The following is a 23,523-nucleotide window of genomic DNA, read 5'->3' as shown; positions in this document are numbered from 1 at the left end:
TCGACAAGACCCGCGGGGAACAGCCGCAGGACGGCGACAGCAGCCTGTGCCGCTGTCGCCGAACATCCGCAGGCGGGAGAGGGTTCCCCTCCCGCATTCCGAGGCAGAGCTATTCAGCGATGGCGTCGCCGATGTACTTGCGCTTGCCGTCCATGTACTTGATGATGCCCACGGGCATTTCGGCGTCGTGGGTTTCATTGATGCTCAGCACGCCAAGGGCGGTGGGCAGGTTCTTGGTGGCGGCGAGGGCGGCGGTCAGGGCTTCGGTGTCGGCCTTGCCCGCGCGGGCGAGGGCATCCATGATGATGTTGTAGCAGTTATAGCCGAGCGCGGAGTTCACGTTGGGATCCTTGTTGGGGAAGGTCTGCTTCCACGCATCGGTGAAGGTCTTGGCTTCGGCGCTCATGCTTTCCATGTTGACGTCATAGGGGAAGGTGGTGTGGAGGAAGCCTTCCACAGCCTTGCCGCCGATCTTGAGGGTATCGGGGTTGTCCATGGCGTCGGCGCCCATGAGCACGAAGGTCGCGCCGAGTTCGCGGGCCTGCTTCATGATGATGGCGCCTTCGGCGAAGTAGGCGGGCATGAAGACGATGTCGGGCTTCTTGCTGATGAGCTCGGTGAGCTGGGCGGTGAAGTCCTGGTCGCCGGAGCTGTACTTCATGTCGGCAACGAGCTCGCCGCCGATTTTCTTGAAGGTCTTTTTGAAGAAGTTGGAGAGGCCCACGGCGTAGTCGTTGGCGACGTCGGTGAGGACGGCGGCCTTCTTGTAGCCGAGGTTCTTGTAGGCGTAGGTCGCGGCGGCGGCACCCTGATAGGGGTCGATGAAGCAGGCGCGGAAGTAGTACTTCTTGCCCTGCGTCACGAGGGGGTTGGTGCAGGACGTGCCGATGACGGGCACCTTGGCGCGTTCTGCGACTTCGCCGCCGGCCATGGCGAGGGAGGATCCGTAGGTGCCGATGATGGCGAGCACCTTTTCATGTTCGGTGAGGCGTTTTACGGCGTTGGCGGCTTCGACCTTGTCGGACTTGTTGTCAACGATGACCAGTTCGACAGGGCGGTCGAGGGCGGTCGGTTTGAGCTTGTGGGCGAGCTGGATGCCTTCGAGCTCAAGCTGTCCGCCGAAAGCGTTCTGGCCGGTCAGGGGCAGATAGACGCCGATTTTGATGGGATCGGCGGCCTGCGCAGGAAGGGCGAGGGCCATGCCCATGACGGCCATTGCGGCCATGCTCAGAAGTGTGCCGAGTTTCATGTCTTCCATCCTCCAGAAAAGGTTGTTGCGCCGGAAACGGGTTCCGGCTCGGGATGATCGGCTGCCTTACCGAAAAAGTGCTCCGGTAACAGATTGTTTTTGAGTATAGGAAAAATCACGTTTTCGCAACCAAAGGGAGTTTTTTTGCGGGGACCATGACCCTCGCGGCCTTTCCATCCGAACAGTCCGAGGGCCGGAAGTCCCCCTTGTGCGTCAGTCTTGTTTAGGATTTGTTTCTTTTTCCAAAAATTTCGCTAGAGCGCCGTGGCCTTGAAGCGCGCCAGCCGCGTCTTGCCGTCCCACAGGTCGAGCGTATCCCCGGAACGCGAAACGGATGTGGCCCCGGCGAGCGCCTGGGCGAGGGCCCGCGCCTGCGCGTCCCCCTTCGGGCAAAGCATCATGGTCGAACCGAGCTGTGAGAAACCGATGCGGCCGCCTTGGAGCGTATAACTGCCGATGAGCCTGTTGCAGCCGTCGGAACCGGAGATCCGGCCCTGTGCGCCTTCAGGATCAAAGAGCAGGTACGGTTCCGGCTGGTTGTCATAGGCCTCGGCAGGTTTGCCGTTCAGTTCCACCAGTTTCCAGCGGGCGCCCGCAAGTCCGTCGGCTGGCGCGGCGTCCATGACCCGGTGCGTCAGGATCATGATGTCGGCGTCTCCGGGGTGCACCATGAGGGGCCTCGTGGTGGCGAACAAGGCCGTTCCGCCGCTTGATATGGCGGCTTCCAGTTCATAGCTCATGTTGGAGGAGTCCGCGGTGGGGCAGGCGATGCTGAAGGGCAGGGGGACATTGCGGCCTTCCGTGGACGCGCGTTCCTCAGCGACCAGCATACGCCCGCCGCTCGTTTTGCGGTGCAGGGTGACGGTCAGCTCCGCATCCGGCGGCAGGGCCATGCGTTCACGGTAGGTCACCATGCCCGTCAGCGGAACCGTCGGTTCGGGCTGGGGAGCCGCTTTCTGATGGGGGGAGCAGCCCCCGAAGGCGACGGACGCAAGGACGGCCAGCAGTATGTGCGAAAAGCGCGGCATGCGTGAAAGCAACGGAATGTTTTTCATGAATAGCCTCATTAATGGATAAAGTGGATAATGAAAGGCGGCGTACGATGTGCCCCGGCTTTTTGTACGGGGCAAAAAGAGCGGTGACAAGCCGTTTATCCGGCGGCTTGCTCCAGACCCCATGAGCGGCTCAAGGCGCGGTAGCAGACAAGGAGGGCATTCAGCGGTAGCAGATACAGGGCGGCCATGATGGATTCGGAGGCTGAGAAAAATTCGAGGCTGACGATAAGCATGAGCACGTTGTTCATGGTCCCGTAGCTGATCAGGAAGGCGAGCTTGCGCTGCGGGGGCATGGATCGCGGCAAAAAGAGCCCGCCGGCCATCATGACGGCCCCAAGGAGGCAGGCGGCCCCAAGAGCTTTGACGACAAGGGAAGGGGACTGATGGAGCACGCCCGAATAGTTGCTAAAAATGGCCAGCGTGGACAGGGCGATGGTGGAGACCGACACGGGGAACTGGTGCTTGAGGATGCACTCGGTGATTCGGGGCGACTTGCGGGTCAAAAAGGCTCCGGCAAAGGGGACGATGATGGTGACGCATAAGGAAAGCGTCATGCCGGACAGGGACAAATGGGCGGGCAGGTTCATGGAGCCGAAGCCGGACAGCGCCATGAAATTGTCTGCTGCATAAAGGAGCATGGGCAACGTCAAAGGGAGCAGGAGCGAGGAGAGGAGGTTGCCCGCAAGGACGAGGGCCGTATCCGCATTGACCATGATGGAAAAAATGGGAGCAACCACACCGATGGATGCGGCGCCGACAAGGAGGGCGCCAAGTGCGAACTGCGGCATGAGCAGCTTGAAGACGGCAAAAGACAGGAGCGGCAACACGAACAGCCGGATGAGCACGAGGCCGCTTACCGTTCCGGGGATAAGTCGGGCATGGATGAAGAGGGCTTCGGTGCCGACGGAAAGGAAACCGAGGTACAGGAGGACAATCAGGCAGAGGCGGGGGAAAGGGGCGAGCGGTTCGGCCAGTCCGGGAAGGAAGCTCCCGGCGAGCATGGCGAGAAAGGAAACGACGATCATCACGAGATCGCGTGAACGCATGGAAGACTCCGGCCTTGGAAAAAGAAAAGCAGGAAGGCCGAAGGAAACCCTCCGGCCCGGTCAGTGCCGTCTCGCCGCGTATCAACGGTTCCTTTGGCAATCGGGGCAAATGCCGTAGAGGTACAGCCGATGGAATGTGGGTTTGAAGCCGTGCTTGCGGGCCAGCGCGTCTTGCAGTTCTTCTATCTGCGAGTCAACGACTTCAATGTTGTGCCCGCAGTTTTCACAAATGAGATGATCATGGTGAGCGTCGGCGGCATGCTCATAGCGGGCCAAACCATCGCCAAACCGCACCTCACGGGCCAAGCCCGCCTCGCACAAAAGTTTCATAGTCCGATAGACGGTGGCCTGGCCAAGGGAAGGATCTTCCTTGCGGACTCTGTCATAGATTTCTTCGGTCGTCAGATGCCCGCTTTCGTTAAAGAACACTTCCATGATCTGCTGACGCTGAGGCGTGTTACGCAGCCCCTTATTTTTCAAGAAGGAACGAAAGGTCTGAGCGGGGTTGCCTACAGGTCTGTCTTCATTGAACATGCGCCACCTCGGGTTGGATTGCAGGATTGGACTATAGCCTAGTTCATGCGCTATCGCAACGGGAGCCCTTTCCAGAGACGTTCACCTTTTTGATGGTTTTTTAAAAAATTCATTTTGAATTTCAGATAGTTGAAATGCAACTTTCATTGCAGCGGTGAATGTCTCCCTTTCCTCCATGTCTTTTATATCATTAGAACTGGTTTGAGAATTGAGATGAATGGCAAGGGCCCTGCGGGGAGGCCATCCTGCCCTTGCGCCGCCGAAAAGCATAGGCTACACCGAACCCCATGAAAAAGAAAAAAAGACGCCCTATACGGCTTCCCGCCCCTGAATACAGCGATAAGGTACTTGTCTCCGTGCCGCCGCAGCATGTGGGCATGTTTCGTTTCCTTCTTGAGGGATACGACAACATTGCCAGCTTTACCGTGCTCGATCGTACAGAGGCGTTGCTCAAAGTGTTCTTTTCTCCGCATCAGCATGCGGAGGCGCATACCGCGCTTGAGGGCATTGCCGAGGTGCTGCCCATAACCGTCCGCCCGTGGCCCGCTGCGGCATGTTGTGCCGATGCCTCGGAATTAAATACGGTTTAGCGGAATAAAATCAGTATTCATAGTATATTACGTTGCTTTGTTCTCTTTTTGAGAAAAAAGATGAAAAAATGTTTGACAAACGGGAGCCCGGACCCTATATTCCCTTTTGTCGCATGTCGCGGGGTGGAGCAGCACGGTAGCTCGTCGGGCTCATAACCCGAAGGTCGTAGGTTCAAATCCTGCCCCCGCAACCAAGAAAATCAGGCACTTACAGTTTTCTAACCGTAAGTGCCTTTTCATTTTTCTAACCTATTTCTAACCAGAAGGGGAAGATAAGTGCTGACGCTTGCGGTGCGTCCAATGGAAACATACCGGAGGGGTATTCCGGGCTGTGCTCTTCTCGCTGAGACAGTAACTCACTTGAGGGCGCGTCTTACCCCATTCCTAACCATTTCCTAACAATTATCTGAGTTCAACAAGAATAGAAGTGGGTTGTCCTAGCTAGAAAAAAAGAGCTAGGACAGCCCACTCTTTTATGCGAGAAGGCTACAAGTTGTTAAGGAGAGAAGTACCTGTGTTACCCAAACACGTTCTTGAACTCCTCCCTCGTGATGACCGTGTCCCAACCCCCACGCTTCTCACCTTCGTGCAGGTCTATGCCGGTATAGCAGAGACTGGCGTCTTCATACCGCTTGAACTTGTAAACGGCATCGTTCATAAGGGCATCGTTGAAAACACCAAGGGAAACGAGCAGATCAAAATCTTTTACCGCCAGCCCCGTCACACGCTGGAATAATTCAGGTTCCAGCTGGGTGATGACATCCTTCAAGCACTGCTCACGGTAATCAGTAAGATACATGAACACTGGGATACGCGTGGCGAATTTAATGAGTTTTTCTTGGATCTGCTTACGCTTACTTTTATACTCTTTCTCTTCCTGCGTCAGTTCACGCTTCTTTTCCGGCGGCAGATCCTCACCCTTTTTCTTTGTCTTTTTTACGGCCTCAGACTTCGCAATAATGGTCTTGATATCTTCGTTCAAACTGCGGAAGCCTTCAATTTTCATGAGTGCATCCATGGCCTCCTTATTTGCCATCAGGCGCGCCAACGTGTCGTTATCCACATTGACGAGCAACGCGCTTTCCCAGCGTTTGGCCAGCAGAGTAGCAGATGTACCTGCCATAGCCATATCAAGAATCTCGCGTGCGCTTATCTGCTTCATGGCCATGCCGTCATAAGCTATGACCGGCAGGAAGCTGATGAACTCACCGACCTTGCTTTCCGGGTCACGCCCCTGTACATCGAGACGGCAACTGTAATCGGCTATCTGGCGAAGGGCGCGATCAAGAGCGAAGTCGAAAACATAGCACTCTTTCTTGACGATTTCCTTCTGTCCTCCATCCGTTGATATTTCCCACGGGCTCTGCACGCGGAACGCCGCCTGAAAATAGGTCTCAGGACTGCTCAAATTTCGAAGCATGAATATACCGGTCCACGGCTTCACCGTTACGCCGGTTGTCAGCTTACCGCAGGAAAGCGTAATGGTCTTGCTGTGGAACGGATCTCCCTTCATGGAGGCCAAAACTGGCTTTAACGCTTCCGCCCCCTGACCAGCCTCAGAACCTGCACAGACGTTCACCGCGTAGTCATGGTAAAAGACATTCTGCTTACTTTTCAAAAGATTTTTCATGGCATAACAGGATGCCACATTCGGTAGAAACCACAAGGTGTGCTGAAGTACATTCAGAAGGCGTACATCTGCAAAAGGCATCACGGGTTTCGACTTTCTGAGCTTCAAATCCCCGACCAGTGTTTCCTCATAGGCTCCACGAATAAGCGACAGCCATTTCTGCACTTGATCCTTATGGACAAACTCTGCACCCGATCCAGTACCTTGTGCAGCAAAAAACTCGTTGAGATCAAACTCATTGAACTCTCCCTGCATGGCGATGCGGCGAATATTTTCGGGTAGCTGGTATGTCATCATAACCATGCCGGGCAAGGAAGCATACGGATTTTTGTCGCCCTGCCAGCTGGCTTTAGCCTTCTGTTCATCAGAATATGTCCAGTTGAATATCTGCTCTTCGATAAACTCACCGGAATTCAGCGCTCGGAACGGAGTGCCGGACAAAAAAAGATAATATTTCGTTGTAATGGGCAAATCCTGTTCGTCGCAGGCATTGCCCCGGTCGTAATGTTCCACGTCAAAGCTGTCGTAGGTGTCGTCATCCTCCTGCTCAAAAAGCTTCTTGGCGTTTTCACGCCAGGCACCGAAGTGATATTCGTCAAAGATGACCAGATCCCAGTTGGAAGTATGCACCCATTCATTGCGCGACTTGATGCCTCCAGTGGCCCGGTTGACTCCAAGAAAATCCTGAAAAGAGCCGAAGCAAACAATAGGTTGAGCTTTATCGGCTTTTTCAAAAGTAAGCTCAGTATTGCGGGCAATAAACTGCCAGCCCTCGAAGTCGAGGTGCGTAGCAAGGTCCTCCTCCCATGCACTGAGAACTGCCGGCTTGAACGTCAGCACAAGAACACGCTTCATGCCCATTTTTTTAGCAAGCTGATATGCCGCAAAGGTTTTACCGAAACGCATCTTGCAGTTCCAGAGAAATTTGGGAGTTCTCCCCTCTGCGGATACGCTTTGAAAGTAGGCGGCGGTCTTATCCACGGCGGCCTGCTGTTCTGGACGCATACCGAAATCCAGCGTTCTGCCGGTCATACTCCCCATCCGATGCCGGACAGACAGCACAGCGGATTTGATGTCTTCCACGCGACACCGAAACCACTCTCCCCCTACGCGAATAAATCCAGATTTTTCAAGGAGACGATGAACATCCTTGTCCGTAAAAGCCGAGCCATCGCTCCGCATTGCGGACTCTTTGAATTCGATGCGATAGGGCTTCAAACCTTCAGGCTGCTCGACATTGAACTGTTCCTTGATTCGTTCTTCTACAGAAGAGCGCGTGGTATATCCGACTTTGAGCAGTCCTTTGTAGGCTGGAGCAGGATTACTGTAGGCATAAATCCAAGGCGTAAGGTGAGGGCGAAGGGGAAAATATTGCGCCATGTGCTACGCCTCTAGATCCATAGGTTTGATCATGGACTCTATGAAGGCGATTTCTTCTTCATCTAAGCCGTATTTGGCGTAGAGTTCAGCATCCGTCCAAGGCTTGGAGAAGTCTTGAATAGGGACAGCTTGATAAACTTTAGCATAAGCATCCTGTGAAATTTTATTAGCTGCCACTAGGCATCTAAAAAATTTTGTTGCCATATAACTTGCTGCATTTTTCATTTCTATTTCTGATGAAAATGGACCTATCATAAGATAGGTACCACTACATATAGTACCAGGATTTCCATAAGTTATATTTCCGATAACTTTACCAGGTAATTTCCCATCTTCTGCGGTTTTTGGAGTAAAAAGTTTAAATTTTTCAATAGATTCATAATTCTTTAATATTTTACTTTTAGATATAAAATTAAATCCTTTTCTCTCAAAATAAACTACATCGGATGATGATTTTTTTTTACTATACCCACAATGATTAGTATTTAATCCATATGGACTTCTTCCAGATACAATTTTACTGAATGATTCAAATTCTTTTTTGTTATGAACTTTTCTATATATACTAATCATTTCATTGTATCTAATTATTATATCACATCCATCTTCTTTTAGTAATCTTTCACTCATTGAATGTATATAATTAGAATTATGTGTATAAAATTTACACTTACCTTCATTATCTCTATTATATAAAAAATATGATACTCCTCCTTTTATGTCAACTCCAGAGAAGCAATCTAAAGAATTTTGATAGTCGTGAATTTCTCTAATTTTATTACTATTCATCATTTTATTTCTAAATTCGTCTAGTCCCCATCCTCCAGAAAACCATCGAGAGGGTGAAATCATAACAACAAATTTAGGCATAAGTTGGATAGCTTGCTGAATAAACAAGTGATAAATCGGCTTGGCTTGAGCCCCGTTATCACTTCCAGCCGTATGTAATTGATACGGCGGATTTCCGATAATTACATCAAATTTCATCTTGAAAATCTTCTCTGGGGTATAAGTATGGATAAATTCATAGGCATGAGATTCCAATGTGCTACTACGGTCATATTCGCTTTGCGATGCTCTGCAGAATTCACAATGGCCATTCTTCCATGTGTGATGTAATGTTGGGTTCAGTCGAATAAGACCTTCTGCCGTATCAAAACGCGAAAAAGAATATTTACCGTTTGCACATTTGCTTCCGTAAAGAGATCGCCTTGAAAGAAGAGCCGTAAGATTCGTAATGGCAATGCCGTAAAGCTGCTTTTGAAAGATATGGTCGAGACGAGTCTGTAAGTCGGGAATTTCGTCCTTCAACCCTTCGATGAGGCGTTTGGCAATCTCGCGCAGGAACACGCCAGACTTACAGGCAGGGTCAAGGAATGTCGCTTTTGAGTCCTGCCACAATTCTTGCGGGAGCATATCAAGCATGGCATTGGCGACTTCTGGAGGAGTAAAGACTTCATCACTCGAAAGATTGGCCAGACAGCTTAAAACATCAGGGTTATGCTGGAGATCATGCATGGCACAGTCTCCAGTATTCGATGGGCTCGAATTCCTGAATGGGGGATGGAATCAACGTGTCGAGCTCGGCGTCGTATTCCCAGCCGGGCATAAAAAGCACATTCTGCCGCTTCTGCTTTTCCGCCTCGCCTTTCATGAGCTGATCAAGACGAAAGTCTCGGCGTTTTATCAGGTCACCGGAAATGAACGACCACTCGGAGAAAATGATGGGAGTCCCATCGGAGCGAAGCAGCGTGAGCGCATCACCGCACAGAATATTGCGCTCCAGAATGTACCGAACAGCCGCAAGCAGCTCTCCACAGACGGATACGGCAAGAGTCTTGTAGTATTCTTCATTCCAAAGATTCAGAAGCCGGATACGGCACTCTTCCGCATTGTCATTCAGTATATCTACTCCATAGAGACTGGACAGTGCCAAAACAGCGTAGCGCTCATACTCGTGCCTGCTTTTGCCGTAGCGTCTTTTTACGACTTCCAGCTTGCGTCGAAGCACTTCAGCGAGGAAGTTACCATTGCCGCAGGCGGGCTCAAGAAAACGACTGTCTATACGGGAACATTCATCAGCAACGAGATCGCACATGGCTTTGACTTCCCGTTCGGCGGTGAAGACTTCGCCATGCGCGGCCACGCGCTGTTTTGATTTAACTTGGAGAGATGTTGCCATTGCCCCACCCGTTCCCCAAAAACTGTACTTTGAGAGGACGAGGGGCGAAGGAGAATTTTATTATCCAGCGAGGTTTGACAGCGACTATTTTTTTACCTAAAGAAAGAAAAATTGATTTTCCCAAAAAGTACACCTTGTTAGACAGTATTAGCGTCATTTTCCCGAAGCCGTCCAGCTTTCCGGTAAAAGGTGCTTTGAGGCATTCGGCATCTTCTGGCCGCTTCCAGCCCTGAGATTTGGCCATTGCGCCAGAGGTCGCAATTTTCCAGAAAGTTGTCCGGCAGGGGTTTGATTTTGCGTCCAAAACGCACACCGCGCCCTTTGGCTGCAGCGATACCTTCGGCCTGCCTGCTACGGATATTCTCCCGTTCGTTCTGAGCCACAAAGGAAAGCACCTGCAAAACAAGATCGGCAATAAAGGTACCGAGCAGGTTTTTGTCGCGCCGGGTGTCAAGCAGAGGCATGTCCAGAACGAGGATATCCACGCGCTTCTCTTTGGTAATTATCCGCCACTGTTCCAGAATTTCCTCATAGTTTCTGCCCAGCCGGTCAATGCTCGTAATGCAGAGCAGATCCCCGGCTCTGAGCTTTTTGAGCATGGCCTGATACTGCGGGCGCTGAAAATCCTTGCCCGACAGTTTGTCCATGAAAATGCGGTCTGACCGGATGGCCTGCCGCTCAAGGGCGATGCGCTGACGGCTTTCGTTCTGATCCGTACTGGATACGCGAATATATCCGTAAGCTCCTGCCATAATGGTTTCTCCTCTCAATGGATTCTTGTTCACAGTTCATCATCGGGTATATCAGGAGTAATGAAGCTGGAGCGTTGTTCGCGTTTCGGAGGCGGCGGGGGTGTGTCTTGCCTCTTTGCCTTTCGTCCTTCCCGTTGCCGTCTGGCTTCGGTCAGATACTTGGTCAGGGTTTGGGGTTTCACCTCAATACCCTTTTCGTGCAAGCGCTCGACAATCTCCTGTGTGTCGAAGCCGCGCTTCTTCATTCGCTCCAGCGTCGGGGCCAGAGCGAAGACGGCTTCCTTCATGGACATGGTTCGATTCCCGTCCAGCGTGACAGAAGCGGGTTTGAGTGTCGCAAACTCCTGTCTGATTTCCTTCAGCTGCGTGACGGTGATGGTCATGAAGCTTCCTCCAGTGTTTCGCCGGGGCCATGCCCCGGATTGATGATTTGTCTTTCCGGTCGAGCGGGACGGTCGCCCACGCTTCACGCAAGTGAAGCATAGTGGGCTATATCTTCGGCCTGTGCGAAGATTTCCCCCCGACGCCTTACCTCATTCTCATGCCACGGGTGGAGTGCGCCTGCCGACGCTCCCTGTCCCGCGCTTCCTGCTCCTGCCGCTGCCGTTCCTCTTCCTGCTGACGTTGGAGCTGTTCGGCGCGCCTGCGCTCCACGAACTCGATATGCAGCGGCCGGATTTCCGGCAGAAGCAAAAACTCCCGATAGCCCGCCATGATTCTCTTCATTTTCTTCAACTGATTCTCCAGCTCCTTTTTTTCCTCATGGCTTTGTTTTCTGTGGGCCGTGTATCCCGCTTCAAGCCGCGTCAGTTTTCTGCGAAGGGTATCCACTTCCCGTTGCAGTGTTTCTTCCCGCTGCTGGACAAGGTGTTTGACGGCAAGCGCTTTTTTCAGCTCTTCAATAAGAGAAGAGGCTTTCTCAAGCACAGACGGATAATTAAAAAGAGAGGCTTTCGGCAGAGAGGAATCTTCCCGAAGAACCTTTTCCGCCTCCTCAGCCTGCCGCTCATACTCTTCAATGCTCTTTCTCAACTCTTCCTCACGCTGTTCCAATGCGTTGATAAGCTGCCGTGAATTTCGGGAAGTCTCTTCGGATTCCTGAATCAATTTTTCCAAAGCTTCCTGTTGCTGCTTGAACTCGCGGGTATCCAGATGCCTTTTCGCGGAACCGGGTGTCTGTTCCACGCCGCGTTCAATGACGAAGCCCCGGCTTTGCAGATGGGCGGGAAGCCCGGCTTGCAGTTTCCGCAGACTCTGACGGGTATAGATTTTGTTGGCGTTGAGCCTTCCGTCCGGCGTCACCGGCACATGAAGGAAGTGCATGTGCGGCGTCTTTTCATCCATGTGAACCATTGCGGAAACGACATTCTCCGCGCCCACAAATTCCGTGAGAAAGGCTTTGCTCTCCTCAAAGAAACGCCTTGTTTCCTCCGGCGTGAGAGCATCAAAAAACGCCTTGTCCGAGGTGACGATAAGCCCGCACATGCGCACGGCGTCCTTTCTCACGGCCTTGACCAGCAGGAGATCGTCAATGCGGTTCTGAATGGCCTCGGCATAGTTCGATGAGGCGACTTCGTGCAGCTCGTAGTTCGCCGCGCTCCTGTCGTAGTCAATATCGGGGTTGCTGTGGCTCTCCCGTTCCCGCCGGTTGTGACTCTGGATGCCGCGTATGGCCTCCTTCTTGAATTTGTCCATGTGGAGTACGAGGTAGGACATGGTTTTTTCCCTTTACTCATTTTCAGTGGTGACAACGGTGACAGTGGTGACAATCGAGCAATGGCAATGCTTTTCGGCTGTCACCACTCAAACATGCAATGGTGACAGTGGTGACAGGCGTAACCCCTTGCGGCTGTAGGTTTGTCACCATTGTCACCACTGTCACCGCTCAATCAGGCAAGGCAGGAGCAGTTTCTTCATCCGGGTCATCAGGCAAACAAACAATGTAGACACGCACGCGCCCTAGACCAGGAAGCCTTTCTTGATGTTTCAGTCTGTTTTTAGAAGGAGTGCGTAACCATCCAGCTTCACGCAGAACACGCACAGCTCTTGCCTCTGCGTATCCCCTGACGACTTCGGCCCGAAAACTCTCCGGAAGTATCAGATACTCGGTCGTGCCGTTGCGAGTGCGCTGAAATCCCACCCGGTTGATGCAGGTGGACATTTGCGTATCCATGTCCTGAAAGCGACTTGCGCCGTGCTGTTCGATGAACAGCCGTACCGTGGAAAGGATGGCGGCATCTTCAGAGGCTCCGGTACCTCCTCTTGCCGTGAGCCAGTCCCGGAAGCAGGTTTCGATGCAGTTCAGCACGTCCAGAGTGGCGGGAAGGATGCCCAGTCGTATGGCCAGCGTTCCGGCCATGCCGCACAGGGCAAAACGCATGGCCACACGTCGTACCTGTCCGTCAGCGCCTTCGGGAACAAGATGCCTGACGGCATCGGCCATTGCCGTGCCTATTTCCGACCGGACAGTATTCAGTGTTTCGGTCTGCGTCAGCTTTTGCAGGAAATCATGCCCCGCATGGCCGTAATGTTCGGAAGCAAGTTGTTTGATGCGATTGGCCACGGCTCCGGCATCGGGAAGACCATGCAGGCTGGTGAGCATGGACGAGTCCACAGGCAGCCCCACGAAACGCACTTCCTGCCCGCCTCTGGATTTCAGACCGTTCTCGGCCAGCTTGTCGGAAAGCCCAAGTTCGCCGCTGGAGAGAAAGAGCAGACGCCAGTTCTGGGAACGACGAACCCCGCCTTCACGATTCGAGCGGCCCTTGCCCTGTCCGTTGGCCAGCATGTAGGCGCATTCGGCAAGAACACGCCCGTTGACCTGCCCCATTTCATCCAGAATCAGCACATTGTCGTTGTGCAGGGCGGCGATGCCTTCAAGACCGTTGTCTGTAGCCCTCCAGCTTCGGACATGTTCAGGGCCGCCCCAGACGGAGGCGGCGATCTGAAGGGCCGTGGTCTTGCCGGAGGATGAGCCTCCCTCAAAACTGAAGCCGCCGCCTTCCAGACCGGCCGGGCGAAGCAAAGGCCCGGCGAAGGCCGCGCACAACGCGAAACCGAGGCGGGAGTTGCCGACGCACAATTCCGCTATCTCCCGCCAGCCTTCCATTGTTCCAGACGTACGGTACAATCCGCCATGCTGCGAGGATTGCAGCACGGTGTCTTCCTCCGTCACGCCGTAAACGGTATCGGGAAGCACGTAGACGGATTCATGCCAGCCCGTGCGCAAAACACAGCGTATCCGTCGAAGGGGCCGGACCGTGGACAGAAATACCGCCAGCTTCGACCGGGTGGACGGATTGCCGAACCAGCCGCCGGAGGCCAGTATGCTGTACCAGTCGTTTCCCTGCCGGAACAGCATTTCCACGGGCATGGCCCATGCGTGCCTGTTGCCGTCCGGGTCAATCCATTCCAGCATCAGGCCCCATTCGTTGCCATCCGCTCCCCGTGTCATGCCTTTGACCAGAAGCGGAGGACCAAGCCGGATTTCCTGACTGTCTCCGTCCGATCTGGTCTCCAGCTTGTACAGTCCGGCGCGTCCGCCTTCCTTCACCAGAAAAAAGCCTTCCGGCATGGGGCAGGCGTCATCCCGCTTTCGCGCTTCTTCCACAACGGCCCGGACGGTCTCAAGGGAACGCAGCCGGTGTAGATCGTTGAAATCCGCTGCCCTGCCTTCATGAGCCGGACAGACGGCCAGCTTGCCGCCCACGGCCTGCGCAGCTCGGGAAGCCGCTTCCTTGCCGGGATTCCCTTGTGTCTCCGTGTCGTTATCGGCACAGAGGATGATTTCACGCTTTGCATACCTCTCTCTGGCCATGACGGCCACGGCTTTCAGATTCCCGGCGTTGAAGGCCACAAGACAGGCATAACCGGTCGCCAGATGAAGACTGGTCGCCGTGGCATATCCTTCGGCAATCAAGAGGGGGCCGTCTTTCTTTCCGTCTCCGGCGGAAAGGGAAAAGAAGCCTCCCCCCGTGCGTCCTCCCCTGAGAAAGAACTTGTCCGTCCCTTCGGCAGGTTTTTCCGGCAGGATGAATTGCAGACTTTGTATTCTGCCGGACTGGTTCAGGACAGGCACAATCAGACGCCCATCTTTTGTTCGGCGCAATCCGATGGCCGGGACTCCCTTCCGTTGCAGGTAGGGATGGTCGTCCCCGGCGTTTCGGGAACAGTTCCAGATGCTCGCGGCCAGTTTGGCGGCGGCCTGCCAGCGGCGGTTCTGCTCGGTTTCCTTGTGCGCTTTGATGGCCCGAATGCGTTCACGCAGGGCATCCCGTTCGGCTGCGGTCAGTTCTTTTTCTGGCTTGTATGTCCATGTACCTTCATCGCCGGTGCGCCAGTTTTTCCACCAGATGGAGGCCGGAGTATCCAGAAACGCCTTGTACGCTCCGTCCCTGCGATGGGGCCTGTCCGCTGTGCCACAGCGGTGCAGGAGGCCGTCGGCCTGCACGGCCTCGATCTCCAGCCCCGCTGCACGCAGACACTCGCCAAAACTGTGCAGAATGTCGGCGCTCATTATCGCTTCCTCAATTGAGGGGCGGAATCTCTGGTATGGACGCAGCGTGACGCAAACCAGTCTTCAAGGTCTTCTATGTCGTACATGACACGGCTGCCGAGCTTGGCGTAGCGCGGGCCAACTTTTTTACAGCGCCAGCGGGCCAGTGTGCATGTCTTCACGCCGTACATGTCGGCAACTTCTTGCGGTGATAATTTTTTGGTCGCCATCAGCATCTCCCTGTATTCAGGCTGAAGTGTATGAATCCATCCAGAAGCATCTGGAGAGAACACACCCTATGCCCAGAGGAAAACGCTGAACAGACGGGGTGTTAGCAAAGGCGAAACAAAACCTCCCTTTCTTAGGCCTAAGAAAGGGAGGTTGATAATTTTTATGTTATTTTACTATGTTATAACGGGGACAAGTTGAGGGCTGCGAACCTGAGCAGGTCAGGTTTCTTGCCTTTCAGGGATTTTGAATAGGCGCTCCGCCGTGGTTGATATACTCTTTCGGCATTGCCTTGCGAAAAATTTCTATGTAATTGCCCGGAGCGTTTTCAACCCCCAACGTCTTGCCGATTTCCTTGTATTGGCGCATAATTTCGTGTTTGGCGAGTGGGTGGGTGAATTCTCTGGTAACCTTATTCGCTAATATGACAAGAATGTGTATATGTGCTTCCATTTGTTCGATTTCGTTTTTTAATTTGCCTTCTCGTCCCGCTGCGCTGGTATATTTCTCCGTCATTTCCTTGTATTTCTTTTTCAGCTCTTCAATCTCCCTGTTGAGTTTTGCGGCATCACAGCTTGGAGCTACACTGCTTTCGCCACACCAGCGCGTCTGATTTTCCTCCACAATTGCGGAAAGTTGTGTGGCATCGCAACAATATTCGGGCGATCCGAGAGCAAAAAACTTATTGAACCCAAAGAGCATGGGAGAAAGAAAGTTGGAAACTTCACGGCAATCCACGCCGAGTTTTCCTCCCGCCGGGATTGCTTCATGACTTTTGAACACCCGGATACGATAATGGCGAAGCGCTTCCAACTGTTCATGGTTCGTGGAAGCATGCAGCATGAGCATGGCTTCACTCAGACGGATTGCGTGATCAACGTGATGTTTGCGCCATGTTCCCACATAAAGCGCACAAAAGGCGCAGATGCTCCAAACAGCGGCCCCGCCGATCACGACGCACCAGAGCAGTATCAGCGCTACTCCTGCAAGTGAAACGCCTTGCGTAATTTTAATAACGGTAAACATGGTTGTCAGCCATGCCATGAGAAAGGCAAGGCCACAGCCCAGAACAGCAATCAGCAGAAATTTGATAATCGAACCGTTGGGAACAAACTTCATGGGAGAATCTCCCATTGTCCGCCCTTGCTGGGACCGATGCGGCGCAAGATGCCCTTTTTCTTGAGCATGGTTGTTCTGTAAAGAATCGTGCGTCGGCTCACGTTTAGAACAGTAGCGAGTTCGGTTGTGGTTATGCGCGGATTGGCGGAGATATGCTCAAGGAGCGCAAAAAGTTCTGGTGCAATTTCCGGTGCAATATCGCGCAGAGTTGCATCAGAAAGCCCTTGTTTCTGGTGCAAATTTTGTGTTTTTGATGCAAGTTCTGGTGCAAGTACCCCAGTGTTTTCCGCAGGCCGGTGGGTTCTGCGTACAATGGCCTTGAACAGCGAACTCTCCCGATCGTCTTCAAAATCAATATCCGGCCATGCCTTAAGAGCGCGCAGAATGCCGGAGCCGATGCCGTGGTAGGGCAAAAGCCCCTTGGCGGCGTAAGAAATCAGGATGGGGTTGCGGATATTGGAATTGCCGGCTTTGATATTGGCTATGGTCAGATTGTTCGGCAACGTGCCGGGGCTGATGATTTCCACGCGGTCATCAAAAATGAAAATGCGGATGGGCGCGCTGACAAGATAATCCCTGTGTACAAGGGCGTTGACCAGCAGTTCCTCAAAAACCTGTTCCGGTATTTCCGGCGTACCCGGTGAGTTGACGCCATTCTTGCCCTGTACCTTGTGCAGGTTGCGCATGACAAAAGCCAGGGCGTCCTTGAAAAGTCTGCTCAACGGACCTTCAAAATCTTCGGTGTCATCGTAGCTGTCAGCATGAACGGCAATTCCCGGAAAGCGGACGCCTTTTGCCACGAACTGCGGAAAAATCAGCTCCGGCTGTTCGGCAAAAAGCAGCACTCCGGCCAGATTGAGATTGCCATCGCCAGCGGCGAGGTTCAGATTTTGCAGCAGGCGCAGTTGTTCTGCGTGGGTATCCGGGAAGTCACTGTCATACCGCTTTTTCAAAAAATCCCGGAACAGCAGCTTGTCCAGTTTGTTAATGCCCGCCTTTGTGGGCAATTCATCGGCATGGAATTGGCTGGTATACTGAAAAAGACGGCGCAGTTCCTCTTTAGAATTGATACGTCGCTTGTCCGCCCCGGCTTTCAGCCAGATGACGCCTTTCCTGTCAAAGTAGGGCTTGTCCATTCCTGCAGGAACGGTCAGGGCGATAACCACATTTCCATTTTCGAGAAGAATGTTCTGCGTCTGCACCACAAGCGGGCTGCGGACATGCTGGCTGGCGGCGTTGCCGATCAACTGGTTCGCATCATGCAATTCTCGGGATGTTATGCCGGACAGTGTTCCATCATCCTGCACGCCGATAAAAATTACGCCGCCGTTGGCATTGGCGAAGGCGGCCATTTCCGCAGCCAGAGAATCCGCATTGTCGATTCGGGACTTGAACTGGCGTGTGCTGTCCTCGCCTGCGGCGGCCTGTTCCCTGAGCGTTTGAAGTGTGAATGCCATGCCTGCTCCTTACAATACTATCTTTTTCCTCACTATGTGTACACGATAATCGGAACAGCCGCAAAAGTTACCGTTGGCCGGAGAGGATGTCCGCCGCCGCGTTGCTGGCAGCGGCCAAGGTCTCCGGCAGGAATTGGGCATACTTCTTTTTGGTGAAATCCACATTCTTGTGTGTCAGCATTTCCGAGATCATGTCCATGCTGAATTTGCCGCTGTTGGCGAGGCTTACGGCAAAGTGATGCCGCAGCCCGTGGAAGGGCCGGAACTTGGGCGGCAGGCCCGCCGCCTTGCGGAAGCGGTCAACCGCTGTGCAGTCTTTGCGCATCTCGCCGTTTTTGCCGGGGAAAACATAGGGGCTGCCGGGAAAATGTTCGTCACGCCATGCCATTTGTTCTTGTAACAGTTCTTCCACCAGAGAACTCATACCGATGGAGAGGGTTTTTCTGCCCTTGGGATCGCGCAAACGAATGAGCTTGAGGTCAAAGGCCACGTCCTCATCTTGCAGCTTGAACATCTCCCCGCGCCGCATACCGGTAAAAAAGGCCAGCAAGAGCATATTGCCCACATCGCGGGCTGGCCATGTGCGGGCGCAATCCAGAAAGCGGCAAGTTTCTTCCGGCGTCAGATGCTCAATAACCTCATTGTCCTTGACGGGCATTTCGATTTGAAAGGCAAGATTGGGGCAGCGGTTGGTCTTGACGCCAAAATTGATGATGCGCCGCAGAAGCTCAAGAGTATTCCAGAGAGTGGCCGGTTTGCGTTCGCTCAGGGATTTGCGCAGCTCCTCCACCATCTGGGGCGTGATTTTCGAGACGCTTCGCTTGCCGAACAGCGGTTTGAGGTGTTTGAGGTAACGGTTGCGATCCGTGGTCAGCCCTTTGAGGGTCGGCCCCTTGATGTCAAAATATGCATCCGCAATTTCGGCAAAGGGCTTGTCTTTCTCCGCCTGTTCGCGGCGGAGTTCTTTGGCGGTTTTGACTTCTTCGCCATGTCTGATGGCCTTTATTCGATCAGCGCGAATTTCCGCCGCCACGTCCGGCCCGTATCCTTCGGAAATTTTGCCTACCTTTTCCCAAATGAGGCGGCGGCCGGATTTAAACGTGATGTAGAAACACAGGTCAGGCGCGCCATTATACATTTCTGACGTTTCGTATACATAAACGCCAGCCCACTTCTTGGGGTGGTATCGCCGTTTTTGGGTAGCCATGAACTGCCTTGGGTTGTGGTTCATACGCGGGAGCAGGTTTTAACCGGCAAAATTTTTCTAACCTATTTCTAACCACGCCGTCAATTTCTAACCATTCAGGTCAATGCGCGGCAAAGTCTTATTTTTTTGATAACTTATTGAAAATAAAAATAAATCAAAGTCTATCCATCTGCGTCTAACTCTTTCAAATTCTGTCAAAAAGGGCTCATAACCCGAAGGTCGTAGGTTCAAGTCCTGCCCCCGCAACCAGAAATTTAGGCCCTTATGGAATTTCCATAAGGGCTTTTTTGTATGGAGAAAACCCGCCGCTAGGCGGGGGGGGGCCTTTTTTTAGGCTGTGTTATAGAAATTGGTTGATGCTTTTTCTTTAAAGTTCCAAAGGATTAACCGATAAAATGCCTTGACCGTGGATCCCGCCAAGAGGAAAGCCGGAGAAAAAGGCTGTATTTTGACCGCACTGTGGAGATGAAACAACCACATGCTATAACAGAGCCTTTTTTATTGGCTCTATTAGGATGTGGTTGTTTTTGCCTTTGTAACACGGTGAAAATACGTCCTTTTTATCTGCTTTCGTTGGCTGAATCCATAGTTAAGGCACTTTATTGGTTATTCCTTTGGAACTTTAAAGAAAAAGCAACAGCCATTTTCTATGACACAGCCTTTTTATTTATGGCCGTGTCATAAGAAAAGATTGATGCTTTATTTTTGAAGTCCAAAGGAAAATAACCAATAGAATGCCTCAGTCATGGTTTCCGTCAGCAAAAAACTGAATAAAATCGTATAATAACTATATTAATGAGATAAAACAACCATATCCTGTGACAAGCCTTGTTCATTCATACGGGTTCGCTTTTGATGTACCGCTGAGACCGAACGGGATGAGGCGGGCAATTGGGTACGGCAGGGCTTTCGGCACGCGGCTTGAATCCTTTTGTGTGGGGATGCTGGTTGGATGCTTGGGAGCATGGCAGTATTCAGCATAGAAAATGGCCTTTGGCGTTCTATCTATACAAAAATAACGTCTAATCGGGCACAGGATGACAGGATCAATGAAACGGGCGGTTCCGTATTGGGGCCGTCCGTTTATTGATCTGTTCGCAGCTTTTCATTCCATGACTTGGACGCCCCTGTCCGGGGATAGCGTGGGGTTATAAAGTTAAAGGGAATTCCTCCGGCACTGCACGCGGACAGCTGCACAGCGCGTCGATTTTTAATGGATTGCCGCGTGATATGCCTGTTGGATATGAATTCACGCAACATCTGAAAATCATAGTTATATTTTCGTGGAAACCTTAGCGTCGGAGGAAAAGGAGGGCGTTCTTATGCCTGATGAAAAAGATATCAGCAGACGCAGGTTTTTGCAGTACACCGGCCTCGTTACAGGCGCTGCGGCGGCACTGGGGCTTTCGACCGTTTCCGTAGCGGCGGAGCAGGGCGGAAGCTCCCATTCGGGGCATGCCGCGGCTGCGTCCAATCCGCTGAACCGTGCCCGGATGTTCTTCACTAACGAGCTGGACTTTTCCACCCTGTCGGATGCCGCCGAACGGATTTTTCCCAAAGACGAGCTTGGCCCCGGGGCCAAAGAGCTGGCCGTCCCCTATTTTATCGACAACCAGCTTGCGGGCGCCTACGGCTACAACGCGAGGGAATACATCGCCGGGCCGCACTTCAAGGGGGCCCCTACCCAAGGCTATCAGACGCCGCTTGTGCGCCGTGATCTCTTCAGGCAGGGCATCTTGGCGCTGAACAACGCCGCACGGGAGCGCTTCAAAAAGGATTTCCCCCAATTGAGCGGGGCGGAGCAGGATCAGATCCTTACGGACTGCGAGGCGGGGAAGCTTCCCACACAGGGGTTCACCTCCGACTACTTCTTCTCCCTATTGAAAGGCGCCGTCCTAGCGGGTGCGTATGCCGACCCGCTGTACAACGGCAACAACAATATGGATGGCTGGCGCATGAAGGAGTACCCAGGGGCTCAGATGGCCTATACGTACCTTATGACCAGCGAAACCTTTGAGAAGGTGCCCCCCGTGTCCCTGTCCAGCATGGAGTGATTAAGGAGAACGACATGGCCAAAGAATTGAAAAAGGTGGATGTGGTTGCTGTGGGAGTGGGCTTCGCTGGGGGCATCGCCCTTGCCGAGTGCGCCAAAGCCGGGCTTTCCGTTGTGGGGCTTGAGCGCGGCGACCGCAGGGGCGTGGAGGACTTTCAGGATATCCACGATGAATGGCGCTATGCCGTCAACTACGGGCTCATGCAGGATCTGTCCAAAGAGACGATTACGTTCCGCAATACGGAAGAAATGCGGGCCTTGCCCATGCGCAGGCTCGGTTCTTTCCTACTCGGCGACGGCCTTGGCGGTGCGGGCGTGCACTGGAACGGCATGAATTTCCGTTTTTCGCCCTACGACTTCCAGATAAAGACCATGACGGATGAGCGGTACGGCAAAAACAAGCTGGGCAAGGAGTATATCCTGCAAAATTACCCCCTCACCTACGACGAGATGGAGCCGTACTACACGGCGTTCGAGATGGCTCTCGGCGTTGCCGGAGAGCCGGGGTATTTCGGCGGCAGGCGCTCCAAGCCGTATGCCATGCCCCCTCTGGTGAAAACGCCCGTTTTGTCCAAGTTCGAGGCTGCGGCGAAGCAGGTGGGCTGCCATCCGTATATGATTCCGGCCGCCATCGCTTCCGAACCTTATACCACGCCGGACGGCATCACGCACAACCCGTGCATGTACTGCGGGTTCTGCGAGCGCTTCGGCTGCGAGTATGACGCCAAGGCGGAACCCAACAATACGTTCATCCCCGTGGCCGAAAAAACGGGCAACTGCGAAATCCGCTGCAATGCCAATGTGGTGGAAATTTTGAAGAAGGGAAACAAGGTCACCGGCGTCCGCTATATCGACACGCTGACGCTGGAGGAGTTCATCCAGCCCGCCGACGTGGTGGTGCTGTCAAGCTTTGTGATGAACAACGCCAAACTGCTTATGGTTTCCAAGATCGGCAAGCAGTACGATCCGAAAACGGGTCAGGGCACGTTGGGCAGGGGCTATTGCTATCAGATTACGCCCGGCGCGACGCTCTTTTTTGAAGAACCCATGAACCTCTTCGCCGGGGCTGGCGCGCTCGGCATATGCTATGACGACTTCAACGCCGACAACTTCGATCACTCCGATCTCAAGTTCATCCACGGCGGCGTCATTTCGCTGACGCAGACCGGCAAACGCCCTATTGAGAGCAACGCTGCCCTTCCGGGCACGCGCACATGGGGTTCCGAGTTCAAAAAGTCCGCCGCGTACAACTTCAACCGTTCCCTGGGCATCGGGGCACAGGGCGCGTCCATCGCCTGCAAGGGCAACTATCTTTCTCTGGATAAGACCTACAAGGATGCCTACGGGCTGCCCCTTTTGCGGATGACCTACAATTTCACCGATCAGGATCGCGCCCTTTTCGATTTCATCTCTAAGAAAATCGAAGAGGTGGCCAGAGCGATGAACCCGAAGGCGGTCGTGTCCAAACCAACCCCCAAGGATTACAATATCGTACCGTACCAGACCACACACAACACGGGCGGAACCGTCATGGGCAAGAGCCCGGAAGACAGCGTGGTGAACGCCTACCTGCAGCACTGGGACGCCGAGAACCTGTTTGTGGTGGGTGCGGGCAATTTCCCGCATAACGGCGGCTGTAATCCCACAGGCACGGTGGGCGCCCTGGGATACCGCTGCGCCGAGGGCATCCTGAAGTATTCCAAGAAGGGCGGAAGCCTCGTCTAGCGGGAAAGGGAGCCCTTTAAAAAGAAGGCCCTGTCATAGTATGTGGCTGTTTCATCTCCACAGCACGGTGAACATGCGGCCTTTTTCTCCAGTTCTCCCCTTGGCGGGCTTCGTGACTGAGGCATTTTGTCGGCTATTCCCTTGGAACTTCAAGGAAAAAGGCATCAAGCATTTTCTATGGCACAGCCAAAAAGAAGGGGGCCTTTCGGCATAGGAAAAGGGCGGAACAGGTTCCGCCCTTCCTGCTACTGTAACGGTTCGCCCTCGTCGCGGGTGAACATGCGCCACATGACGCCCGTATCGGTACGTTCGGGGACGACGCGGAGGATCGGGATGTCCTTCCAGACGTACACCATGGAGTCGTCGGGGTAGACCTCGCATTGCATGTTTTGCATGATGAGGTGAGGGGCGAGGGTTGCCGGGTCTTCCCCAAGCTCAAGAAGCTGTTCGCGGAGAAGCTCTTCCACGCGGGCGGCGACGCCCTTGTCGGTAGGGTAATGGGCTGACATTATAGGTATTCCTGTTGGGGATGGATGATCCCCGCATGTGCTGGGGGCGGAGATCCGAAATTTTTCTGATGCCAAATATAAAAGGATTGAATGGGTTAGGCAAGTGCGGGCTCTGGAAAAAAAGATTTTTGAAAGAAAGCCAAAAAAACGCTTGACGGAAAGGGGGAACATGCGTAGAAGCAGTTCTCGCATCACGTTGAAGGCGCGTAGCTCAGGTGGCAGAGCACTTCCTTGACACGGAAGGGGTCAGCAGTTCAAGTCTGCTCGTGCCTACCATAAGACTCCGAACAGGGAGGGAGGTTCACCTCCTTC

At 53.3% G+C, this 23,523-nt stretch carries 20 protein-coding genes and 2 tRNA genes; 5 read left to right on the top strand and 17 right to left on the bottom strand.

What is annotated here, in order from left to right; genetic code table 11:
- Nucleotides 1-109 precede the first annotated feature (109 nt).
- From AC6I1V_RS03800 to AC6I1V_RS03780, 5 genes are all read right to left on the bottom strand, one after another.
- Nucleotides 110-1,249 carry an ABC transporter substrate-binding protein gene (locus tag AC6I1V_RS03800; RefSeq protein ID WP_302551639.1) on the bottom strand — a complete coding sequence of 380 codons (1,140 nt, stop codon included), beginning with the start codon at nt 1,247-1,249 and terminating at the stop codon, nt 110-112.
- A gap of 254 nt (nt 1,250-1,503) precedes the next feature.
- Nucleotides 1,504-2,304: an META domain-containing protein gene (locus AC6I1V_RS03795; RefSeq protein ID WP_486854152.1), complete on the bottom strand. Its 801-nt coding sequence runs from the start codon at nt 2,302-2,304 to the stop codon at nt 1,504-1,506.
- 95 nt (nt 2,305-2,399) lie between these two features.
- Nucleotides 2,400-3,350 carry a symporter gene (locus AC6I1V_RS03790; RefSeq protein WP_482334377.1) on the bottom strand — a complete coding sequence of 317 codons (951 nt, stop codon included), beginning with the start codon at nt 3,348-3,350 and terminating at the stop codon, nt 2,400-2,402.
- An 81-nt stretch (nt 3,351-3,431) separates the two neighbouring features.
- Nucleotides 3,432-3,884 carry a Fur family transcriptional regulator gene (locus tag AC6I1V_RS03785; protein WP_302551636.1) on the bottom strand — a complete coding sequence of 151 codons (453 nt, stop codon included), beginning with the start codon at nt 3,882-3,884 and terminating at the stop codon, nt 3,432-3,434.
- An 81-nt stretch (nt 3,885-3,965) separates the two neighbouring features.
- Nucleotides 3,966-4,154 carry a hypothetical protein gene (locus AC6I1V_RS03780; RefSeq protein WP_486854153.1) on the bottom strand — a complete coding sequence of 63 codons (189 nt, stop codon included), beginning with the start codon at nt 4,152-4,154 and terminating at the stop codon, nt 3,966-3,968.
- A 17-nt stretch (nt 4,155-4,171) separates the two neighbouring features.
- Here AC6I1V_RS03780 and AC6I1V_RS03775 point away from each other — a divergent pair, with 17 nt between their 5' ends.
- Nucleotides 4,172-4,474: a DUF4911 domain-containing protein gene (locus AC6I1V_RS03775; protein WP_302551634.1), complete on the top strand. Its 303-nt coding sequence runs from the start codon at nt 4,172-4,174 to the stop codon at nt 4,472-4,474.
- Between the two features lie 117 nt (nt 4,475-4,591).
- Nucleotides 4,592-4,668, top strand: a tRNA-Met gene (locus AC6I1V_RS03770).
- A gap of 323 nt (nt 4,669-4,991) precedes the next feature.
- Here the strand turns inward: AC6I1V_RS03770 and AC6I1V_RS03765 are convergent.
- The 11 genes from AC6I1V_RS03765 to AC6I1V_RS03715 form a co-directional block, all read right to left on the bottom strand.
- Nucleotides 4,992-7,484 carry a GIY-YIG nuclease family protein gene (locus tag AC6I1V_RS03765; protein ID WP_462513793.1) on the bottom strand — a complete coding sequence of 831 codons (2,493 nt, stop codon included), beginning with the start codon at nt 7,482-7,484 and terminating at the stop codon, nt 4,992-4,994.
- Nucleotides 7,485-7,487: 3 nt separating this feature from the next.
- Complete coding sequence (locus tag AC6I1V_RS03760) at nt 7,488-9,002, bottom strand: Eco57I restriction-modification methylase domain-containing protein (protein ID WP_462513794.1); 1,515 nt, start codon at nt 9,000-9,002, stop codon at nt 7,488-7,490.
- Nucleotides 8,995-9,666 carry a hypothetical protein gene (locus AC6I1V_RS03755; protein ID WP_486854938.1) on the bottom strand — a complete coding sequence of 224 codons (672 nt, stop codon included), beginning with the start codon at nt 9,664-9,666 and terminating at the stop codon, nt 8,995-8,997. Before AC6I1V_RS03755 ends, AC6I1V_RS03760 begins: the two co-directional genes overlap by 8 nt.
- Nucleotides 9,667-9,803: 137 nt before the next feature.
- Nucleotides 9,804-10,418, bottom strand: a complete 615-nt coding sequence (locus tag AC6I1V_RS03750) for a recombinase family protein (RefSeq protein WP_486854937.1) — start codon at nt 10,416-10,418, stop codon at nt 9,804-9,806.
- A 29-nt stretch (nt 10,419-10,447) separates the two neighbouring features.
- The gene (locus AC6I1V_RS03745; RefSeq protein WP_072335606.1) at nt 10,448-10,801 is read right to left on the bottom strand and encodes a protein MobC; all 354 of its coding nucleotides are present in this window, start codon (nt 10,799-10,801) and stop codon (nt 10,448-10,450) included.
- Between the two features lie 145 nt (nt 10,802-10,946).
- Entirely contained in the window at nt 10,947-12,134 is a 1,188-nt protein-coding gene (gene mobV, locus AC6I1V_RS03740) for a MobV family relaxase (RefSeq protein ID WP_462513797.1), read from the bottom strand.
- A gap of 169 nt (nt 12,135-12,303) precedes the next feature.
- Nucleotides 12,304-14,934 carry a DUF927 domain-containing protein gene (locus AC6I1V_RS03735; protein ID WP_462513798.1) on the bottom strand — a complete coding sequence of 877 codons (2,631 nt, stop codon included), beginning with the start codon at nt 14,932-14,934 and terminating at the stop codon, nt 12,304-12,306.
- Nucleotides 14,934-15,143, bottom strand: coding sequence for a helix-turn-helix transcriptional regulator (locus tag AC6I1V_RS03730; protein ID WP_072335615.1), 210 nt, complete (start codon nt 15,141-15,143; stop codon nt 14,934-14,936). Before AC6I1V_RS03730 ends, AC6I1V_RS03735 begins: the two co-directional genes overlap by 1 nt.
- 235 nt (nt 15,144-15,378) lie before the next feature.
- On the bottom strand, nt 15,379-16,260 hold the full coding sequence (locus tag AC6I1V_RS03725; protein ID WP_279076167.1) for a hypothetical protein: 882 nt from the start codon (nt 16,258-16,260) through the stop codon (nt 15,379-15,381).
- The gene (locus tag AC6I1V_RS03720; RefSeq protein ID WP_072335620.1) at nt 16,257-17,717 is read right to left on the bottom strand and encodes an RNA-binding domain-containing protein; all 1,461 of its coding nucleotides are present in this window, start codon (nt 17,715-17,717) and stop codon (nt 16,257-16,259) included. The genes AC6I1V_RS03725 and AC6I1V_RS03720 overlap by 4 nt, the downstream gene beginning before the upstream one ends.
- A gap of 67 nt (nt 17,718-17,784) precedes the next feature.
- The gene (locus AC6I1V_RS03715) at nt 17,785-18,924 is read right to left on the bottom strand and encodes a tyrosine-type recombinase/integrase (RefSeq protein WP_462513799.1); all 1,140 of its coding nucleotides are present in this window, start codon (nt 18,922-18,924) and stop codon (nt 17,785-17,787) included.
- A 1,322-nt stretch (nt 18,925-20,246) separates the two neighbouring features.
- On the opposite strand from AC6I1V_RS03715, the gene AC6I1V_RS03710 reads away from it, so the two are divergent.
- A complete protein-coding gene (locus tag AC6I1V_RS03710; RefSeq protein ID WP_302554164.1) occupies nt 20,247-20,978 on the top strand; it encodes a gluconate 2-dehydrogenase subunit 3 family protein in 732 nt (243 codons plus the stop codon).
- 14 nt (nt 20,979-20,992) lie between these two features.
- The gene (locus tag AC6I1V_RS03705) at nt 20,993-22,702 is read left to right on the top strand and encodes a GMC family oxidoreductase (RefSeq protein ID WP_486854440.1); all 1,710 of its coding nucleotides are present in this window, start codon (nt 20,993-20,995) and stop codon (nt 22,700-22,702) included.
- Nucleotides 22,703-22,947: 245 nt separating this feature from the next.
- Here the strand turns inward: AC6I1V_RS03705 and AC6I1V_RS03700 are convergent, their stop codons facing one another.
- Complete coding sequence (locus tag AC6I1V_RS03700) at nt 22,948-23,211, bottom strand: hypothetical protein (protein WP_302554166.1); 264 nt, start codon at nt 23,209-23,211, stop codon at nt 22,948-22,950.
- A 200-nt stretch (nt 23,212-23,411) separates the two neighbouring features.
- On the opposite strand from AC6I1V_RS03700, the gene AC6I1V_RS03695 reads away from it, so the two are divergent.
- A tRNA-Val gene (locus AC6I1V_RS03695) sits at nt 23,412-23,487 on the top strand.
- Nucleotides 23,488-23,523 lie beyond the last annotated feature (36 nt).

This window comes from Bilophila sp. T19-St14, assembly GCF_059728385.1.
Note: the sequence above shows the minus strand (reverse complement) of the source record. Positions and strands in the feature narration are given on the sequence as shown.

What these genes read in the sequence shown, in the direction of transcription:
- AC6I1V_RS03800 (WP_302551639.1), bottom strand. Translation starts at nt 1,249, where the DNA reads ATGAAACTCGGCACACTTCTGAGCATGGCCGCAATGGCCGTCATGGGC.
- AC6I1V_RS03795 (WP_486854152.1), bottom strand. Translation starts at nt 2,304, where the DNA reads ATGAAAAACATTCCGTTGCTTTCACGCATGCCGCGCTTTTCGCACATA.
- AC6I1V_RS03790 (WP_482334377.1), bottom strand. Translation starts at nt 3,350, where the DNA reads ATGCGTTCACGCGATCTCGTGATGATCGTCGTTTCCTTTCTCGCCATG.
- AC6I1V_RS03785 (WP_302551636.1), bottom strand. Translation starts at nt 3,884, where the DNA reads ATGTTCAATGAAGACAGACCTGTAGGCAACCCCGCTCAGACCTTTCGT.
- AC6I1V_RS03780 (WP_486854153.1), bottom strand. Translation starts at nt 4,154, where the DNA reads ATGCTTTTCGGCGGCGCAAGGGCAGGATGGCCTCCCCGCAGGGCCCTT.
- AC6I1V_RS03775 (WP_302551634.1), top strand. Translation starts at nt 4,172, where the DNA reads ATGAAAAAGAAAAAAAGACGCCCTATACGGCTTCCCGCCCCTGAATAC.
- AC6I1V_RS03765 (WP_462513793.1), bottom strand. Translation starts at nt 7,484, where the DNA reads ATGGCGCAATATTTTCCCCTTCGCCCTCACCTTACGCCTTGGATTTAT.
- AC6I1V_RS03760 (WP_462513794.1), bottom strand. Translation starts at nt 9,002, where the DNA reads ATGCATGATCTCCAGCATAACCCTGATGTTTTAAGCTGTCTGGCCAAT.
- AC6I1V_RS03755 (WP_486854938.1), bottom strand. Translation starts at nt 9,666, where the DNA reads ATGGCAACATCTCTCCAAGTTAAATCAAAACAGCGCGTGGCCGCGCAT.
- AC6I1V_RS03750 (WP_486854937.1), bottom strand. Translation starts at nt 10,418, where the DNA reads ATGGCAGGAGCTTACGGATATATTCGCGTATCCAGTACGGATCAGAAC.
- AC6I1V_RS03745 (WP_072335606.1), bottom strand. Translation starts at nt 10,801, where the DNA reads ATGACCATCACCGTCACGCAGCTGAAGGAAATCAGACAGGAGTTTGCG.
- mobV (WP_462513797.1), bottom strand. Translation starts at nt 12,134, where the DNA reads ATGTCCTACCTCGTACTCCACATGGACAAATTCAAGAAGGAGGCCATA.
- AC6I1V_RS03735 (WP_462513798.1), bottom strand. Translation starts at nt 14,934, where the DNA reads ATGAGCGCCGACATTCTGCACAGTTTTGGCGAGTGTCTGCGTGCAGCG.
- AC6I1V_RS03730 (WP_072335615.1), bottom strand. Translation starts at nt 15,143, where the DNA reads ATGGCGACCAAAAAATTATCACCGCAAGAAGTTGCCGACATGTACGGC.
- AC6I1V_RS03725 (WP_279076167.1), bottom strand. Translation starts at nt 16,260, where the DNA reads ATGAAGTTTGTTCCCAACGGTTCGATTATCAAATTTCTGCTGATTGCT.
- AC6I1V_RS03720 (WP_072335620.1), bottom strand. Translation starts at nt 17,717, where the DNA reads ATGGCATTCACACTTCAAACGCTCAGGGAACAGGCCGCCGCAGGCGAG.
- AC6I1V_RS03715 (WP_462513799.1), bottom strand. Translation starts at nt 18,924, where the DNA reads ATGGCTACCCAAAAACGGCGATACCACCCCAAGAAGTGGGCTGGCGTT.
- AC6I1V_RS03710 (WP_302554164.1), top strand. Translation starts at nt 20,247, where the DNA reads ATGCCTGATGAAAAAGATATCAGCAGACGCAGGTTTTTGCAGTACACC.
- AC6I1V_RS03705 (WP_486854440.1), top strand. Translation starts at nt 20,993, where the DNA reads ATGGCCAAAGAATTGAAAAAGGTGGATGTGGTTGCTGTGGGAGTGGGC.
- AC6I1V_RS03700 (WP_302554166.1), bottom strand. Translation starts at nt 23,211, where the DNA reads ATGTCAGCCCATTACCCTACCGACAAGGGCGTCGCCGCCCGCGTGGAA.